General features: G+C 67.7%; 14 protein-coding genes. 6 read left to right on the top strand and 8 right to left on the bottom strand.

Annotation, left to right across the window (positions count from 1 at the left end; all coding sequences use genetic code 11):
• Positions 1-13: 13 nt before the first annotated feature.
• A complete protein-coding gene (gene rlmD / locus HRL41_RS07785; protein ID WP_172136284.1) occupies positions 14-1,522 on the bottom strand; it encodes a 23S rRNA (uracil(1939)-C(5))-methyltransferase RlmD in 1,509 nt (502 codons plus the stop codon).
• A gap of 100 nt (positions 1,523-1,622) precedes the next feature.
• Between rlmD and HRL41_RS07780 the strand changes: the two genes are divergently transcribed.
• The 3 genes from HRL41_RS07780 to HRL41_RS07770 all read left to right on the top strand — a co-directional run bounded on the left by HRL41_RS07780 (position 1,623) and on the right by HRL41_RS07770 (position 2,903).
• Positions 1,623-1,991, top strand: coding sequence for a phage holin family protein (locus tag HRL41_RS07780; protein WP_172136283.1), 369 nt, complete (start codon positions 1,623-1,625; stop codon positions 1,989-1,991).
• Positions 1,992-2,352: 361 nt separating this feature from the next.
• A complete protein-coding gene (locus HRL41_RS07775; protein WP_172136282.1) occupies positions 2,353-2,640 on the top strand; it encodes a hypothetical protein in 288 nt (95 codons plus the stop codon).
• On the top strand, positions 2,637-2,903 hold the full coding sequence (locus HRL41_RS07770) for a hypothetical protein (protein ID WP_172136281.1): 267 nt from the start codon (positions 2,637-2,639) through the stop codon (positions 2,901-2,903). Before HRL41_RS07775 ends, HRL41_RS07770 begins: the two co-directional genes overlap by 4 nt.
• Positions 2,904-3,070: 167 nt before the next feature.
• Here HRL41_RS07770 and HRL41_RS07765 read toward each other — a convergent pair whose 3' ends face one another.
• Entirely contained in the window at positions 3,071-4,255 is a 1,185-nt protein-coding gene (locus HRL41_RS07765; RefSeq protein ID WP_172136280.1) for an iron-containing alcohol dehydrogenase, read from the bottom strand.
• Between the two features lie 184 nt (positions 4,256-4,439).
• On the opposite strand from HRL41_RS07765, the gene HRL41_RS12340 reads away from it, so the two are divergent.
• Entirely contained in the window at positions 4,440-5,198 is a 759-nt protein-coding gene (locus HRL41_RS12340) for a hypothetical protein (RefSeq protein ID WP_172136272.1), read from the top strand.
• A 150-nt stretch (positions 5,199-5,348) separates the two neighbouring features.
• Here the strand turns inward: HRL41_RS12340 and HRL41_RS07755 are convergent, their stop codons facing one another.
• A complete protein-coding gene (locus HRL41_RS07755; RefSeq protein ID WP_172136279.1) occupies positions 5,349-6,164 on the bottom strand; it encodes a ZIP family metal transporter in 816 nt (271 codons plus the stop codon).
• Between the two features lie 202 nt (positions 6,165-6,366).
• Positions 6,367-6,882, bottom strand: a complete 516-nt coding sequence (locus tag HRL41_RS07750; protein ID WP_172136278.1) for a ferritin — start codon at positions 6,880-6,882, stop codon at positions 6,367-6,369.
• A gap of 345 nt (positions 6,883-7,227) precedes the next feature.
• Between HRL41_RS07750 and HRL41_RS07745 the strand changes: the two genes are divergently transcribed.
• Together HRL41_RS07745 and HRL41_RS07740 are read left to right on the top strand one after the other, a co-directional pair.
• Positions 7,228-10,572, top strand: coding sequence for an ABC transporter ATP-binding protein/permease (locus tag HRL41_RS07745; protein WP_172136277.1), 3,345 nt, complete (start codon positions 7,228-7,230; stop codon positions 10,570-10,572).
• A 96-nt stretch (positions 10,573-10,668) separates the two neighbouring features.
• Positions 10,669-12,573: an acyltransferase family protein gene (locus HRL41_RS07740; protein ID WP_172136276.1), complete on the top strand. Its 1,905-nt coding sequence runs from the start codon at positions 10,669-10,671 to the stop codon at positions 12,571-12,573.
• A 54-nt stretch (positions 12,574-12,627) separates the two neighbouring features.
• On the opposite strand, the gene cysK is transcribed toward HRL41_RS07740, so the two are convergent.
• The 4 genes from cysK to HRL41_RS07720 all read right to left on the bottom strand — a co-directional run bounded on the left by cysK (position 12,628) and on the right by HRL41_RS07720 (position 17,492).
• Positions 12,628-13,563 carry a cysteine synthase A gene (gene cysK / locus HRL41_RS07735; RefSeq protein WP_172136275.1) on the bottom strand — a complete coding sequence of 312 codons (936 nt, stop codon included), beginning with the start codon at positions 13,561-13,563 and terminating at the stop codon, positions 12,628-12,630.
• A 331-nt stretch (positions 13,564-13,894) separates the two neighbouring features.
• Complete coding sequence (gene nrfD, locus HRL41_RS07730) at positions 13,895-14,791, bottom strand: NrfD/PsrC family molybdoenzyme membrane anchor subunit (RefSeq protein ID WP_172136274.1); 897 nt, start codon at positions 14,789-14,791, stop codon at positions 13,895-13,897.
• A gap of 5 nt (positions 14,792-14,796) precedes the next feature.
• Positions 14,797-15,339 carry a 4Fe-4S dicluster domain-containing protein gene (locus HRL41_RS07725; RefSeq protein ID WP_165171420.1) on the bottom strand — a complete coding sequence of 181 codons (543 nt, stop codon included), beginning with the start codon at positions 15,337-15,339 and terminating at the stop codon, positions 14,797-14,799.
• On the bottom strand, positions 15,339-17,492 hold the full coding sequence (locus tag HRL41_RS07720) for a molybdopterin-dependent oxidoreductase (RefSeq protein WP_371808819.1): 2,154 nt from the start codon (positions 17,490-17,492) through the stop codon (positions 15,339-15,341). The genes HRL41_RS07725 and HRL41_RS07720 overlap by 1 nt, the downstream gene beginning before the upstream one ends.
• Positions 17,493-17,501: the final 9 nt, after the last annotated feature.

Raw genomic sequence — 17,501 nt, 5'->3', positions numbered from 1 at the left:
GAGGCAGGACGCCTCACGCGCGCACCAGCTTGCAGATGCACTCCACGTGGTCGGTGTGCGGGAACATGTCGACCGGCCGCACCACCTCCACGCGGTAGCCGCGCTCTACGAGGTACGCCACGTCACGCGCCTGCGAGACGGGGTTGCACGAGATGTACACGATGCGCGAGGGCGCCAGGCGCACGGCCGCGTCCAGGAAGCGCTCGGTGGAGCCCGCGCGCGGCGGGTCCATCATGAGGACGAGGTCGTCAGCGGGAGCCCCCGCCGACGTTGCGGAAGCGTCCGCCGGGGCCGCGTTGGACCTGTCCGCCAAGGCCGCGCCGTCTTCGCGCTCGTCCCCTGCGCGCTTCACGGCCAGCGCGGCCATGAACGCGCTCGCGTCGAGCGCCATGAACTCGGCATTGTCGATGCGGTTGTGCCGCGCGTTCTGCTGCGCGTCGCGGATGGCCGACTCCACGTTGTCCACGCCGATCACGCGCCCGGCGCCGGCGCGCGCCGCCACGAGCCCGATGGTGCCCGTGCCGCAGTAGGCGTCGATCACCGTCTCGCTGCCGCGCAGGTCGGCCAGCGCCACGGCCTCGCGGTAGAGCACCTCGGTCTGCGCGACGTTCACCTGGTAGAACGAGTGCGACGAGATGCGAAAGCTCAGGCCGCACAGCTCGTCGAGGATGAACCCGGGGCCGAAGAGCACCCGCTCCTTCTCGCCGAGGATCACGTTGGTCTGGCGCGTGTTCACGTTCTGCACCACGGTGGTGATAGCCGGCGCGCGGCGGGTGAGCTCGCGGCAGAACGACTTCGACGAGGGGAACTCGTCGTCGTTGGTCACGAGCGTCACGAGCACCTCGCCGCTCGAGTGCCCCACGCGCACCACGCAGTGGCGCATGAAGCCCTCCCCCGTGTCCTCGTCGTAAGGCGCGATGTCCCAGCGGCGCATGAGGTCGCGGACCACGAGCGTGATCGCCTTGGCCGTCTCGTTCTCGAGCGCGCAGGTGTCGGTGGGGATGAGCTGGTGGGTGCCCTTGGCGTACATGCCGGTGAGGATCTCGCGGCGTGCCTGCGGGCGCGCGGCCGCCTTGCCGCGGCGCGGCTGCGCGGCGGCCTTGCGGCCCGGCGCGTAGGGCGACACCACCTTGTTGCGGTAGTGGAAGGGGTCGTCCATGCCGAGGATGGGGCGCAGCGCCGTGAGGTTGGCAAGCGGCGCGAACAGGTCGATCACAAGCTGCTGCTTCTCGATGAGCTGCGCGCGGTAGGGCATGTCGAGCAGGCTGCAGCCGCCGCAGCGCCCGAACACCGCGCAGAGCTTGCAGCCCGGCGCCTTGGCCTGGTCCTTGACCCTTCCAGATCCCGCCGGCGCCTTCGCGCTCGCGCGCTTCACGGCTTTCGCGCCGGGCTTGCCCGCGCCCCCCTTCGGCGCCTTGCCCTTCGCAGGCTTGCCACCCGGCGCCTTGGCCTGGGAGCGTTTGCCCTTCACGCTCGCCGCGGGGCGCTTGCTGTTGCGTTGTGGTGCGTTCTTCTTTTCCATGCTTACCATTTTGTCACATCGGTTACCGCGCTGCTTCGCGCAAGGAGCTTTCACATCACTTTGCTATAGTGGACCAAACCCCTTCGCGAAAGGAAGCTCCATGAACTTCATCCTCCGCTGGATCGTAACCGCCGTCGCCGTGGCCGCCGCCGTGTGGCTCGTGCCCGGCATCGACGTGCTGGGCAGCGACTCGTGGGCGAGCATCGCGCTTCTGGCGCTCGTGCTCGCGCTCATCAACATGTCGCTGAAGCCCATCCTGCAGGTGCTCTCGCTGCCCGTGACGGTGCTCACCTTGGGGCTGTTCTACCTCGTGGTGAACACCGCCGTGCTCTACCTCTCCGCCTGGCTGGCGAACGGCCTGTTCAACGTCGGCTTCGAGATCGCCACCTTCGGCAGCGGGTTCGTGGCCGCCATCGTGATCTCCATCGTGTCGGGAATCGTCAACGGCATCGTAGGCGGCAACGACTAGCGCCGCAAACCCGCGCCCCTTCGGGCACGCCGCAGCCGCCCGCTAGCCTCGGCGGCCGCAGGCGGCCGGCATTTGGTCGGTCGGGTCAATTGCCAAAACTGGTAGCGAAAACTTGCCAAAACTAGTATCACCGCAGGCTGCGGCCGTCCGTCAACTCCGGCGGATGTCAATGAGCGTACCAGATCGCGAGCCGTAGAAAACAAGCTCTTGACGTTACGAAGGCCCTAGAAGGCTGAACACGATGCGCTCGAGCGCTCTTGCAGCCGCGCGTATCGTGCAGTTTTTTGACTAGTGCACGCAGTTCTTCCATGCATGCTATAATCAGAGAATAATCTGACTATAGCATTGACAAGGAGCGGCTATGGAGGCGATCTTTCCCATCACGGCTCTCACCAAGCAGCAGGCCAAGGTCAAGGAGGCGGCGAGCGAGGATGTCGTTCGCATAACGGAGAACGGGGTGGCCGCATGGATCTTCGCCTCCGAGGAGGCGTTTGAACGCAGGGTGAAAAGCGCTGTCGAAGAGGCGCTTTACGAGGCATCGGTCGCTTCGGTGATCGCCCGGGGGACGCGCGACTACGAAGAGGGGCGCTACGTCGTGGGGGCTGACGCCGCGCGCGCGAAGCTGGCTGCCATGCGGGCCACGCAATGAGCGACATCATATTCACCGAGAACTTTCTCGAGGACATGCTCCAGGTGAGGACGCAGCATCTCGAGGATGCCATCTTCGAGGCGATAGAGCTCCTGCCCTATGTCCCCGTGCTCGGCTCGCGCGAGGTGCCTGCCGGGCTCAAGCGAAGCTTCGGGGCCGAGGCGCGCAAGATAAGCATCGCGCCTTTCGATGTGATCTACGTGCCGGTGAACAAGGATGACTTCCTCGTTCTCGGTCTCGTCCATCAGCGGGCTGCGCGCTGAAAGCATACGGGGTCACCGGGGGTGGGAGCGGTGCTCACCAAGCGAGTTCCGCACGAGCCGGAAGCGCCGGCGGCGCTTCCGTGCGAGCAGGACCGTCCGAGCGACTGAGCTCTGCTCCCACCCCCGGTGACCCCGCAATCCCTAGCGGGCGGCCGCAGGCGTGTTCGCTAGAGCGCGAGGCGATAGATGGCGCGGGCGTCGTCGGCGGTGAGCTTCTTGAAGCTGCCGAAGGCCTCGCCCTTGTTGGCGCGCAACGTGAGGAGCATCTTCTCGAGCGCGCCGTCGAGTTCCTCCTCGCCGATGCCGAGCTCCTCGAGCGTGGTAGGCATGCCGAGCGACGCGAAGAACGCGCGCGTCTCGTCGATGGCCGACAGCGCGTCAGCCTCTGCGTCCCCCGTCGGGGACAGGCCGAACACCTCGCGCCCGTAGAAGGCGAAGCGCGCGGGGTTCGCGTCGTAGACGTACTCCATCCACGCGGGGAACATCACCGCGAGGCCCGCGCCGTGCGTGATGGAGGTGTCGAAGGCCGACAGCTCGTGCTCGAGCGCGTGGGTGGCCCAGTCTTCGTGGCGGCCGACGCCGGCGAGGCCCTGGTGGCAGAGCATGCCCGCCCACATGACGTTGGCACGCGCGTCGTAGCCCTCGGGGTCGGCGAGCACGCGCGGCGCCTCGGCGCGCACGGTCCTCATGAGCGAGAGGTTGAGGTTGTCCGTCACCGGCACCGCGCCCACGTCGTCGAAGAAGCGCTCGAGCAGGTGGCAGAACATGTCGGTGAGACCCGCGGCCGTCTGGAACGCCGGCAGCGTGAAGGTGAGCTCCGGGTTCATGAACGCCAGGCGCGGGCGCTGGCGGTCGTTGCCGTAGCCGGTCTTGCGGCCGAGCGCGTCGTTGCTGATCACCGTGTTCTTCGAGCCCTCCGAGCCCGCCGCGGGGATGGTGAGCACCACAGCGATGGGCAGCACGTCGGGGTTCGGGCGCTTCGTCTCAAAGAGCTCCCACACATCGCCGTCGATGCACGCGCCGTTGGCGATGGCCTTCGCCGAGTCGATCACGCTGCCGCCGCCGACGGCGACCACCCAGTCGACGCCTTCGCGCTTGGCGAGCGCCACGCCCTCGCGCACGAGCGTGATCTCGGGGTTCGGGCGCACGCCGCCGAGCTCGACGTGCTCGACGCCCGCCGCGTCGAGCGACGCGCACACGCGGTCGACAAGCCCGCTTCGCCGGGCGGACTGGCCGCCGAAGTGCACGAGCGCCTTGCGCGCGCCTTCCTGGGCGAGCTTCTCGCCGATCTGGGTTTCCACGCCGCGGCCAAACACGAACTTTGTCGGCGACACGAACTCGAAGTTCTCCATGAGCGCTCCTTCTTCTGCTGACGCAGACGCACGAGGCGCGGGCGCGGGCGGTCGTTGCCGCCCCCATGCCGACGTCACGAGATGGCGCCTGCGTTTCTTCCTATGTTATCGACAAGCCGCCGGGCGTTTCCCGGCGGCGGCTTTAGTATACTGGCTCATATCCCCCTTCTCGAAAGGAACCTGCATGCAGACCAATCACTCAAAGACCATCAAGGGCCTGAGCATCGCCGTCATCGTCTTCTCCGCCATCAGCCTCATCGGCTGCGTGATAGGCTTGTTCGCGCTCGGCGTAGGCGGAGCCTTCGTCAACGAGCACAGCTCCGAGATCTTCGGCTACTCGCTCGGCCACGTTGACCACGCGATGCCCGCCCACGGGTACGACGCCTACCATGACGGGTACCTCGACGAGAGAGAACTCATGGGCTGGACGAACTTCGGCCTGATCATGGGTGCCGTGACGCTGGTCTGGGGAATCCTGTGCGCCGCGGTGACGCTGGCGGCCGGCATCATCGGCCTGCGCGGCGCGGACGTGCGCGAGAAGCTCGGGCGCGTGTTCGGCTGGGGCATCGCCGGCGCCGTGGCGGCGCTGCTCAGCGGCCGCGTCATCACGTGCGTGCTGATGGTGATCGCCGCCGTCTACGCCAACAAGGACAAGAACGCGCCGGCGGAATACGGCGCCGCCCAGGGATACGCCGCGCCAGGCGCCATGCCGGGGCACGGCGCGCCCGTCGGGTACCCGGCGCCGGGATACGGCGCGCCCGAGTACGGCCAGCCCCAGCCTGCGCAGCCCTACGCGCAGCCCGCGCCGCAGCCGACGAGCTACCAACAAGCCTACGGCGTCCCGCAGCCCGTCGCGCAGCCTGCTGCGCAGCCCTACGCGCAGCCTGTCGCACAGCCGCAGCCCGCGCCCCAGAACCCCGGCGAAGGCTCCGACAGGTCCTAGCCTCGCTCGCCTGCGTCGCGCGCGATTTTCGCCCGAGAGCCCTGACGACAGAGAAGCCCATCGCGATATGCGGTGGGCTTCTCTGCATTGTCGCTTCGCCGCACATCAGCTCAAGCTGGCTGTTTTGAGCTTCCGCTGCAGCCCCGCTCCCTACCCGAGGGACACGTCGAGAACCATCATGAGGAGGAAGCCGGCCATCACGGCGAGGGTCCCGGCGCTCGCCCGCAGGCCGGCTCCTTCGCGCTCGCCCAGGTGGGACTCGGGGATGAGCTCTTCCACCACCACGTACATCATCGCGCCCGCCGACGCGGCGAGCATCCACGGCATGAACGGCATGACCAGGCTCGCGAACAGCACCACGCCCACGCCGAACACCGGCTCGGCCACACCCGAGAGCGCTCCCATCAGGAAGGCGCGCGGGGCGCTCATGCCCTCCTGCAGAAGCGGCAGCGCCACCGCCGCGCCCTCGGGCACGTTCTGGATGCCGATGCCGACGGCGAGCGCCGTGGCCATGCCGAACGTCGCCGCGTCGCCCGTGAGGCCCGCCATGGCGAACAGCAGGCCCACGCTCATGCCCTCGGGGATGTTGTGCAGCGTGACGGCCGTGAACAGAAGCGTCGGCCTCCCCCACTTCGAGGGCCGGCCCTCGGGTGACGCGGCGCCCGGGTGCAGGTGCGGCAGCGCCGCGTGCAACGCCATGAGGAACGCCACGCCGATCACGAAGCCGCCTGCGGCGGGCACCCAGCTCATGGCCTCGCCGCCCGTCTCGGCGGCCTGCTCGATGGCGGGGATGAGCAGCGACCACACCGAGGCCGCGATCATGATGCCCGCGGCGAACCCCAGGAACACGCGCTGCGCCATCGCGCTCGTGCGCCCGCGCATCAGAAACACCGTCGACGCGCCGAGCGCCGTCATCAGGAACGTGAACCCCGTTCCGCATGCCGCCCACAAAAGCGCCTGCTCCATGCTCGCACCTCCCGAATCCTTCGCGCATCCGCGCCGCCGGCCGCGCGCCGCGCTTCGCACCTCCGACCAACACGCACCGCGCTTCGCGCCGCCGCGCAGCCTTCCTCAACGTCCCATCATACCGAAAAGGCCGGGCGAGCCCGGCCTTTCGTCACGCGTCTGTCAAGCGCCGAAGCGTCGCGGCCCTCGCGGCTCTCGCAGCCTACTCGCCCGCGAGCGGCGAGGGGGTGGTGTACGTGCGGGCCGCGTACTCCTGGTTGAGCTCGTAGAGGGAGCGGGCGTCGTCGCCGAACAGCTTCATCTTGTCGATCATGCCGCGCGCGGTGTCCTCCTCCTCCAGCTGCTCGTCGATGAACCAGCCGAGGAACTTCTGCGTGCGGTAGTCGTTCGCCTCGACGGCGGCGGCGTAGATGCCGTTGATGAGCGAGGTCACGTACTCCTCGTGCTCGAGGCCCGCCTCAAGCGGCTCGAGGTGGTTGGAGAACGTCTTGTCGGGCTGGTCGATGGCGAGCAGCTTCACGCTCTCGCCGTTCTCGATCAGGTACTTGCGGAAGATGAGGGCATGGTCGCGCTCCTCCTGCGCCTGGATCATGTACCAGTTGGCGTAGCCGTCGAGGCCCTCGTCCTCGTAGTAGTCAGCGAAGGACAGGTAGAGGTAAGCCGAGTACAGCTCCTTGTTGATCTGGTCGTTGATAAGCTCGTAGACACGTGCGTCCATGGGGATGTTCCTCCTTGATCGTGCAGCTCATGGTTTGCGTACGCGCCCATCATAGCGCCGCCGTGCTGCGAACGGGAGGACTATTCCCCCCTGCCGCAAAGAAAGCAGATCTGGGGAGGGGTCGCGCGAGCGCAACGCGCCACGTCACAAGCCTTGCGCGCACCCAAGACGCGCGCAAGGCTTGTGGAGTTTTGCCGCCGCGCCAGGGCCCTCTCACTTTAGCAACTAAAATACCCTTCGAGAAACGACCGCCCCGCAGCCGCGCCCGCCGAAGCACGTGACGCATGTCACTTCCGCGTCGCGCCGACATGCGGGACAATAGCGCTACGAACGAAAGGCGCGCGCATGCTTCAGCTTCAGCACATCCACAAGGAGTACACCACCGGCGACTTCACGCAGGTCGCCCTCGACGACGTGTCCGTCTCCTTCCGCGACAACGAGTTCGTGGCGATCCTCGGCCCCTCGGGCTCGGGCAAGACCACCATGCTCAACATCGTGGGCGGGCTCGACCACTACGACACCGGCGACCTCATCATCGACGGCATCTCCACCAAGCAGTACAAGGACCGCGACTGGGACGCCTTCCGCAACAACCGCGTGGGGTTCGTCTTCCAGAGCTACAACCTCATCCCGCACCAGACCATCCTGGCCAACGTCGAGCTCGCGCTCACGCTGTCGGGCGTGTCGCGCGACGAGCGACGCGAGCGCGCCCGCGTCGCGCTCGCCCAGGTGGGGCTCGCCGACCACGTGAACAAGAAGCCCTCGCAGCTCTCCGGCGGGCAGATGCAGCGCGTGGCCATCGCGCGCGCCCTCATCAACGACCCCGAGATCCTGCTCGCCGACGAGCCCACGGGTGCCCTCGACTCCAAGACCAGCGTCCAGATCATGGACCTCTTGACCGAGATCGCGCGCGACCGCCTCGTGGTCATGGTCACGCACAACCCCGAGCTCGCCGAGCAGTACGCCACGCGCATCGTGAACCTGGCCGACGGCGTCATCGTGAGCGACTCCGACCCCTTCGAGCCGGGCCCCGAGGACATGCGCCTGTCGAGCAAGCAGGTGCGCCGCACCTCGATGAGCTTCCTCACGGCGCTGTCGCTGTCGTTCAACAACCTCATGACGAAGAAGGGCCGCACCATCATGACGGCCTTCGCCGGCTCCATCGGCATCATCGGCATCGCGGCCATCCTCGCCCTGGCCAACGGCGTGAACAACTACATCAAGTCGGTCGAGGAGGAGACGCTGTCGGTGTACCCGCTGCAGATCATGTCCACCGGCCTCGACATGACGTCGATGATGGTGTCGAACATGGCCGGCGGCGATGACGGCGCGGACGCAGAAGGCGAAGGCGGCGCGGACGAGGGCGCAGGCGCCGGCGAAGGCGCGGCCGCGGACGGCGAGAGCACAGACGGCTCCATCGGCGAGACGCCCATGATCACGCGCATGCTCTCGAGCATCGCGAGCAACGACCTGGCCTCGCTCAAGTCCTACCTCGACAGCGGGGAGAGCGGCATCGAGCAGCACACGAGCTCCATCGACTACGGCTACAACGTCACCCCGCAGATCTTCGACGCCGACACCTCGAACGGCGTGCGGCAGGTGAACCCCGACACGTCGTTCTCGTCGATGGGCATGGGGTCGTCGGCCTACGCGGGCAACAGCCTGATGTCGATGTCCATGTCAACCGACATGTTCGCCGAGATGATGGGCAACTCCTCCATCGTGGAGGAGCAATACGACGTCGTGGCCGGCCGCTGGCCCGAGCGCTACAACGAGTGCGTGCTCGTGCTCACGGCGAACGGCAACATCAGCGACTTCCTGTCCTACGTGCTCGGCCTGCGCGACCCCGAGGAGCTCAAGGGCATGGTGGACCAGTTCATGAACGAGGAGGAGGTCGTGGTCGACCTCGAGGACATCGACATCACCTACGACGACATCCTCGCCATGCGCTTCAAGCTGGTGAACGCCGCCGACTTCTACCGCTATGACGCCGACTACGACGTGTGGGTGGACAAGTCCGACGACGACGCCTTCATGACCGAGCTCGTGAACGGCGGCGAGGACCTCGTGATCTCAGGCATCGTGCAGCCGCGGCCCGAGGCCACGGCCACCGCGCTCTCCTCGGGCATCTTCTACACGCCCGAGCTCACGCGCCATCTGATCGAGCAGGCCGCCGCGACGCAGATCGTCCAAGACCAGCTGGCCGACCCCGACGTCGACGTGTTCAACGGCAAGACCTTCGCCGAGGAGGAGGAAGGCGAGGGCGAGTCGGGCTTCGACATGAACTCGATGTTCAGCGTCGACGAGTCCGCGCTGCAGTCGGCCTTCCGCATCGACGAGAGCAAGCTCTCCGCCGGCATGTCGGGCATGTCGCTCGACCTGTCCGGCGTGAGCATCGACCCCGCGTCGCTGCCGCCCTTCGACGCGTCGAGCATCAAGATCGACCCGAGCGCGGGGCTTGACCTGAGCAACCTGAAGCTCGACCTCAGCGGGCTTGACCTCAAGGTCAACAGCGACGCGGTGAAGGTCGACACGGCGAAGCTGTCGGCCTCCTTGGGCAAGGTCATGCAAGGGTTCTCGGCATGGTACCTCGACCCCGAGAACGCGAAGAAGTACGACGGCGACTACAAGACCGCCTTGGACGACTACCTGACCGCGCAGCAAGACGTCATACAAGCCGCCATCGCGGGCAGCATCAATACGTCCGGCCTTCAAGCCGACCTGGCCAAGCAGCTGCAAACCCAGCTGCAGGACAAGGTCAGCGCGCAGCTGAAGAACCAGCTCGTCCCCGCGATCCAGCAGGCCGTCACCACCCAGCTGCAGGCACAGCTGCAGACGGCCGTCCAGGCATACCTGAAGAACGCCATGACCGTGATGACGGCCAGCATGGCCAGCACGCTCGAGCAGCAGGTCAACGCAGCCATGGAGCGCTCCATGGCGCAGCTCTCGGCCAACATGGCCTCCGCCATGAGCATCGACGCCGACGCGTTCGCCAACGCGTTCCAGCTCAACCTCAGCGAGGAGGAGCTCACCGAGCTCATCATGTCGATGATGACCACCGAGGAGCACTCCTTCGACAACAACCTGGTGAAGCTGGGGTACGCGAACCTCGACAAGCCGAGCAGCATCGACATCTACCCCGTTGACTTCGAGAGCAAGCAGGAGATCATCAGCATCCTCGACGCGTACAACGACCGCATGAAGGCCGAGGGCGCCGAGGACAAGGCGATCACCTACACCGACATCGTGGGCACGCTCATGAACTCGGTGACCACGATCATCGACATGATCAGCTACGTGCTCATCGCGTTCGTGGCCATCTCGCTCGTGGTGAGCTCCATCATGATCGGCGTCATCACCTACATCAGCGTGCTCGAGCGCAAGAAGGAGATCGGCATCCTGCGCGCCATCGGCGCGAGCAAGGGCGACATCTCGCGCGTGTTCAACGCCGAGACGATCATCGAGGGCCTGGTGTCGGGTCTGCTCGGCGTGGGGATCACCGCGCTGGGGTGCATCCCCGCGAGCGCCATCGTGCTCGCGCTGTTCGACGTGCCCGACGTGGCGCAGCTGCCTTGGCAGGCCGCCGCGGTGCTCGTGCTGATCAGCGTATTCCTCACCTTCGTCGCCGGCCTTCTGCCCTCGCGCAGCGCCAGCCGCAAGGACCCGGTGGAGGCCCTGAGAAGCGAATAGAGCACAACCTTGTGACAAGCGTTGTCTTCCCCTTCGCGACGTGTAGAATGAGAGCTTGCGCTAACATCAAGAATCACTGGGGGGACCGTCTTCGTCATGAGCTCGAAGTCACGCTACATACCCGCCCTCGACGGCCTGCGCGCGCTGGCCGTCGCGGCGGTGCTGCTGTACCACATGGACGCGGCCTTCCTGCCGAGCGGGCTTCTGGGCGTCACCATCTTCTTCGTGCTCTCGGGCTACCTCATCACGGGGCTGCTCATCCGCGAGTGGGGCGAGAGCAAGACCATCAACCTGCCGCGGTTCTGGCTGCGGCGCGTGAGGCGCCTGTTCCCCGCCATCGCGTTCGTGCTGGCGGGCACCGCCGTGCTCACGGCCGCGTTCGCGCCCGACATGCTCACCAAGCTGCGGAACGACCTGGTCGCAGCTCTGCTCTGGTTCACCAACTGGTGGTACGTCTTCCAGGACCTCAGCTACTTCGAGGCCATGGGGGCGCCCTCCCCCGTCACGCACTTCTGGTCGCTGGCCATCGAGGAGCAGTTCTACCTCATCTGGCCGCCCGTGCTGCTGCTTCTGTTCCGCCGCCGCGTGAGGAAGAAGAGCATCCAGCGCGGCATCCTGGCGGCATGCGCCGTCTCGGCGCTGCTGATGTGCGTGCTCTACGACCCGCAGGGCGACCCGAGCCGCGTGTACTACGGCACTGATACGCGTGCGTTCTCCCTGCTCATAGGCGCATGGCTGGCGTTTGAGTTCCCCGCGGCGCGCGTGTGCGGGCGCGGGCGGCGAGCGCTCGGCGCCTCGCAGCGCAAGCTCGTCGGCGCGCTGGGCGCAGCGGCGCTCGCGGGCATCCTCGCCATGATGGCCTTCGTCAGCGGCTACTCGCCGTTTCTGTACTACGGCGGCATCCTCATCCTGTCGCTGCTCACCGGCGTGCTCATCCTGGCGCTCGTGGACCCGGCGAACCTGGTGGCGCGCTTCTTCGCGCTGCGCCCGCTCGTGTGGGTGGGCAAGCTCTCCTACAGCATCTACCTGTGGCACTACCCGCTGCTCCTGCTCATGAACCCGCAGAACTTCACGGGCACCACGCCGTGGTACGCCTACCTGGGGCAAGTCGCGGTGATCGTGGCGGTCTCGGCGTTCTCGTACTACTTCGTCGAGACGCCCATCCGCCACGGCGCCATCGGGCGCGTGGTGAAGCAGGTGCGCGCGGGCGAGGTCACGTGGGTCGAGAGCCTGAGGGAGCACGCCCTGCAGGCGGGCCCTGCCGCGGCGCTCCTGCTGGCTGCCGTGACGTGCTGCGTCGTGGTGCCGCCGACCGCCACGCAGACGGGCGGCTACCTCATGGAGGAGGGCGTCGACCCCACCCAGGCGCAGCTGGGCGACGGCGGCGAGGAAGGGGCCGGGGCAGGCACGGAGTCGGACGCCGACGCCGGAGCGGAGGAGGAGCCCTTGACCGTCGAGCAGATGCTCGCCGAGACGCCCGGCGAGACGCCCGAGGAGAAGGCCCGCAACACGAGCTTCCTCATGATCGGCGACTCGGTGAGCCGCGCGCTGGCTGACGACGGCGGCTACGGGTACTTCGGCGAGGCGTTCCCGAACGCCACGCTCGACGCCGTCATCAGCCGCCATGCCAGCGCCGTGCCCGAGGTCTACCAGCAGCACGTCGACGCGGGCTGGGACGGGCCGGTGGTGGTGCTCAGCATCGGGACGAACGGCGTCACCACGCCCGAGCAAGTCGCGGCGATGCTCGACGCGGTGCCCGCCGACAAGCGGGTGCTCCTCGTGAACATCCGCACGCCCCAGCCGCTCGAGGCCGACAACAACGCCCTGCTCGCGCAAGCCGCCGCCGAGCGCGACAACGTCGAGCTCGTCGACTGGCACGCGGCGAGCGCCAACCACGACGAGTACTTCGACGGGGACGGCACCCACCTCACCGGCGTCGACGGCTGCGAGGCCTACCTCGCCCTGCTCACCAGCGCGCTCGCAGGGCTGTACGAGGAGTAGGGGCAGGGCGCGGACGCGGGTCAGCGGGGACGCCGCCCTCGGCGCCCCTCGGCGCTACTCCCCGAAGTCGAACATGGCGGTGGTGAGGTAGCGCTCGCCCGTGTCGGGGAGGATCACCACGATGGTCTTGCCCGCGTTCTCGGGGCGCCGCGCCAGCTTGGCGGCGGCGGCCACGGCCGCGCCCGAGGAGATGCCCACGAGCAGGCCGTCATGGGCGGCGAGCTCGCGGCCGGCGGCGAAGGCCTCCTCGTTCTCGATGGCGATGACCTCGTCGTAGACGTCCGTGTCGAGCGTCTCGGGCACGAAGCCCGCGCCGATCCCCTGGATGCCGTGCGCGCCCGCGCGCCCCTCGGAGAGCACCGGCGAGCCCGCCGGCTCCACGGCCACCACCCGGACGGCGGGGTTCTGCGCCTTCAGGTAGCGGCCCGTGCCGCTGACGGTGCCGCCCGTGCCCACGCCCGCGACCAGGATGTCCACCTTGCCCTCGGTGCCTTCCCAGATCTCGGGGCCCGTGGTGGCCTCGTGCGCGGCGGGGTTCGCCGGGTTCGTGAACTGCGACGGGATGAACGAGTTGGGGATCTCCGCGGCCAGCTCCTCGGCGCGCGCGATGGCGCCCTTCATGCCCTGGGCGCCGTCGGTGAGCACGAGCTCGGCGCCGTACGCCTGCATGAGGCGCCGGCGCTCGACCGACATGGTCTCGGGCATGGTGATGATGATGCGGTTGCCGCGCATGGCCGCGAGGGCGCACAGGCCGATGCCGGTGTTGCCCGAGGTGGGCTCGATGAGCACGGTGTCGCCGTCGATCTTGCCGGCGGCCACGGCCTCGTCGATCATGGCCTTCGCGATGCGGTCCTTCACCGAGCCGGCGGGGTTGAAGTACTCCACCTTGCCCACGATGGTGGCGGCCAAGTCGTTGTTCTTCTCGAAGTTGGCGAGCTCGACGAGCGGCGTGCGGCCGATGAGCTCGGCCACGTTGCGGTAAACGGTCATGGATGCATCCTCCCTCTTTCGTGATGCGTTCATTCTAATCGGAATCCGGCGCGAAAGCCCGCACGAAGATGAGCCCATCTTCGCTGCACTGCATTAAAGTCTAGTTGTTAAGTGGGCTTTGTCAACCTCTTTCCGCAGGTAACGCTCGAGCCCGCTGCCGCCGCCCCAAACGAGCGGCGCCCCGCAGCCGAAGCCGCGGGGCGCCTGACAAGGAGAGAGGGAGCTGCTTCGCGAAAGCCACGAGGGCTAGGGCCGCAGGTGCCGGGCGAGAGCCACGAGGGCTAGGGCCGCAGGTGCCGGGCGAGAGCCACGGGAGCCGGAGCCGCGGGAGTTAGAGCCACGGCACCGTCATCGTCACGGGCAGGGCCGCCACCAGCACGAGCAGGCGCAGGACGAAGCCGCCCACCAGCACGCCGGCATCGGAGGCGAAGCTGATCCAGTGCGCGCGACGCGACTCCTCGAACTCGCGCGGGCTGAAGAACAAGAGCCACGTCTCCAGCGCCGTGGGTCCCACGAGCCCCACCAGCACGAACAAGAACCAGAACGCCAGCACGTAGTCGCCGGCCACCAGCTGCATGACCGAGTTCCAACCCGCGACCGACGCCGCGTTGGCCGTGACGAACAGCAGGCTCGCCACCAGCACGAGCTCGATGATCGGCAGGCAGAAGTGGAACTTCTTCAGCACGCCCACGCGATTGAACTCCTCGGGGTGCTTGACGATGGCGACCACCAGCACCGCCGCCATGCCGGTCGACACGGCCGACACCAGGAACAGGATGGGAAGCATCGCGTTGTTCCACAAGGGGAACGTCTTGCACACGCCGAGCAGGCAGCCCGTGTACACCGCCACGCACAGGCCGAGCACCGCGCCCGCCAGGTCGAGGGGGAACGGCACGCGCCGCCGCGTCAGGTCGAGCGCCGCCACCACGAGCGACACCACCATGAAGGCGCCGAGGAACACCACGCCCCAGGTCATGACCGACCCGAAGTTGGTGAGCAGCAGCGCGAAGCGCAGCGGGTTCTGGAGGCCCGCCGTGGCGTCGAACATCAGCAGCACGAGGCCGATCATCACGACCACCGGGGCGATCACGCGCCCGATGCGAATCATGTTCACCGCCTCGGGATGGCGCCACCTCAAGAAGGTCGAGGTGATGAACGCGCCACCGCCCAATCCCGCCAGAAACAGGTAGCACGCGATAATGACATCCCAGATAGGTTCGAACGTCATCTCAATCACCTCACGTAGAATACTTTGGTCTTGGTCAGGTCAGCCACGATGGGCACCGCGTGCGTCTCGGCGATGGCGCGGGAGATCTCGCTTCCGGGATCGTCCAAGTCGCCGAAGATGCGCGCGTCGGTGAGGCACGCGTCCACGCAGTTGCACGTCTGCGTGCCCGACTCGTGCGCGGCCACCACGCAGAAGCGGCACTTGTCCACCGCGCCCGTCTCGGAGTTGCGCACGCGCACCTGGTAGGGGCACGCCGCCATGCAGTACAGACAGCCGATGCAGCGGCCCTGGTCGACGGCGACGATGCCGTCAGCCCCGATGTGCGCGGCGCCCGTGGGGCACACGGCCGCGCACGGCGCGTCCTCGCAGTGCATGCACTGCAGCGGCACGTGCTCCACGGCCACGCTCGGGTAGACGCCCTCCTCGCGCTCCTCGAAGCGGATGAAGTTCTCGTCGGGAAGAAGGCCGTTGAGGCGCTGGCAGGCCACGCGGCAGGCGTAGCAGCCAATGCACTTCTTCGTATCGATCAACATTCCATAGCGTGCCATCATGCACCTACTTTCTTAACCGTGACGAGCGCCTCCTGCGAGCAGATGCCGCCGTAGCCCGGCTCGATGCGGAAGGGCACGAAGTCCATCTGACGCAGGCCCACGCCGTACGCCGTGCGCTGCTCGGGCGAGGAGCAGCCGTAGTGGCTCGGCATGAACAGGGTCGTGGGGTTCACGCGCTGCGTCACCTTGACGCGCCCGCGCCCCTCGTGGCACTCGTTGGACACGATCACCTCGTCGCCGTCGGCGATGCCCAGGCGCTGCGCCACGTCGGCGGAGAGCCACACGCGGTCGAGGTCGTAGTCCTTCGTGATCTGCATGAGGTCGGCGATGTTGGTCGTCTGGGTGTGGCTCATGTGCGCCTGCTTGCCGCCGACCAGGCGCAGCGTGCCCGCCGCCCCGTCGGGCATGACCGCGGGCTCCACCCACACCGGGTACGGCGACAGCCCCGCCGCCGCGCACGCCTCGCTCGTGAACTGGATCTTGCCCGTGGGCGTCTTCCACTTCGGCGTGTTGCCGTACTCGAACGCCGCCTCGGGGAACGACGCCGTGCCGCCCGCCTGGCGCAGCGTCTCAAGCGACAGGCCCACCGTCTGAAGCTGCGCGTCGGCGAGCTCCTCCACCGTGAAGTCGAAGTACTCGCCCACGCCGCACGCGCGCGCCAGCTCGGAGAAGATCTCGTCGCAGCTGCGCGTCTCGGGGTGCACGCGCTCGAGCACCTTGTCGCGCAGCGTCACGCACGGCACCTTGCCGCCGATGAACTCGGGCAGCTCCAGGCGCTCGAGGTAGCTGCACTCGGGCAGCACGTAGTCGGCGAGCTGGGCGGTCTCGGACATCTGCACGTCCACGACCACCATGAGGTCGAGCCTGCCGAGCGCCTCGGCAAGGAACGCCGTGTTGGAGTAGCCCGCCGCCATGTTGGAGTTGTAGAAGAACATGCCCTTGATCACGCCCGCGTGCGCTTGCTGCGCCGCGTAGACGTTCGAGCCCATGCTCGAGAGCGAGAGCGGGTACTCCTTGGAGCCCAGGATCTTCGCCTCGACCTTCGGCACGCTCGGGAACTTCGCCTCGTCGAGCTTGCCCACCGAGACGCTCGGCGTGAAGAGCGCGCCGCCCTTCTGGTTCCAGCAGCCCAGAAGCGTGTTGAACAGGCACACCGCGCGCGCCGTCTCGCCGGAGTTCTCGTACGCGCAGCCGAACGCCCCGCGCCAGCTCGGCTCGATGGAGGCCGCGGGCGCCGCGTCGGCGAACTCGACGGCCAGCCGCTCGATGGTGCCGGCCGGGATGCCCGTGATGCTCTCCGCCCAGGCGGGCGTGCAGGCGGCAAGTGAGGCGGCCCACTCCTCGAAGCCCACCGCGTTCTTCGCCACGTACTCAGCGTCGTAGAGCCCGCGCGTCACCAGAACGTGCGACATGCCCAGCAGGAGCGCCAGGTCAGTGCCGGGGTTGATCGGCACCCACTCGTCGGCGAACGCGATGGTGTTGTTGCAGCGCGGGTCGACGAGCACGATGCGCGCGCCGCGCTCGTGCGCCTTCTGCAGCGCGGAGACGGAGCTCGGGCGGATGGCGTCGGCGTAGCTGCGACCGATGAACATGGTCATCTTCGAGTTCGCCACGTCGGACGAGTAGTTCCCCGTGCCGATGACCTGCGTGAACCCTGCCTCCTTCGACAGGTTGCACGCCGCGCCGTGCGTGTACACGTTCGCGCTGCCGAGCGCGTTCATGAAGCGCTTGGTGTAGTACTTGCCGGACGGGCGCGGGTCCTGCACCATGGCGAGCGCCTCCGGGCCGGCCTCGTCGATGATGGCCTGGACCCTCTCGGCGATCTCGGCGCAAGCCTGGTCCCAGCTGATGGGCTCGAAGGCGCCCTTCTCGTTCTTCTTGAGCGGCTCGGTCAGGCGGTCCTCAGAAGTGGCGATCTGCAGGTAGCCGTAGCCGCGCGCGCAGAGCTTGCCCTTCGCATAAGGGTGCCCCGCGTCGCCGATCACCTGGGCGATCTCGCCGTCCCTCACATACGCGGTGAAGCCGCACTTGCTCGAGCAGGCGTTGCACAGGGAGTGCGCCGTGGTCACCACGGGCCCGCCCCACGCGTGGGCGACCTCCGGGTCGAGCGCCGCGCCCGCCATGCCCGCCGCGCCGGCCGCGCCGAGCACGGCGGCGCC

This window comes from Adlercreutzia sp. ZJ473 (genome assembly GCF_013185065.1).
GTDB lineage: Bacteria > Actinomycetota > Coriobacteriia > Coriobacteriales > Eggerthellaceae > CAAEEV01.
Note: the sequence above shows the minus strand (reverse complement) of the source record. Positions and strands in the feature narration are given on the sequence as shown.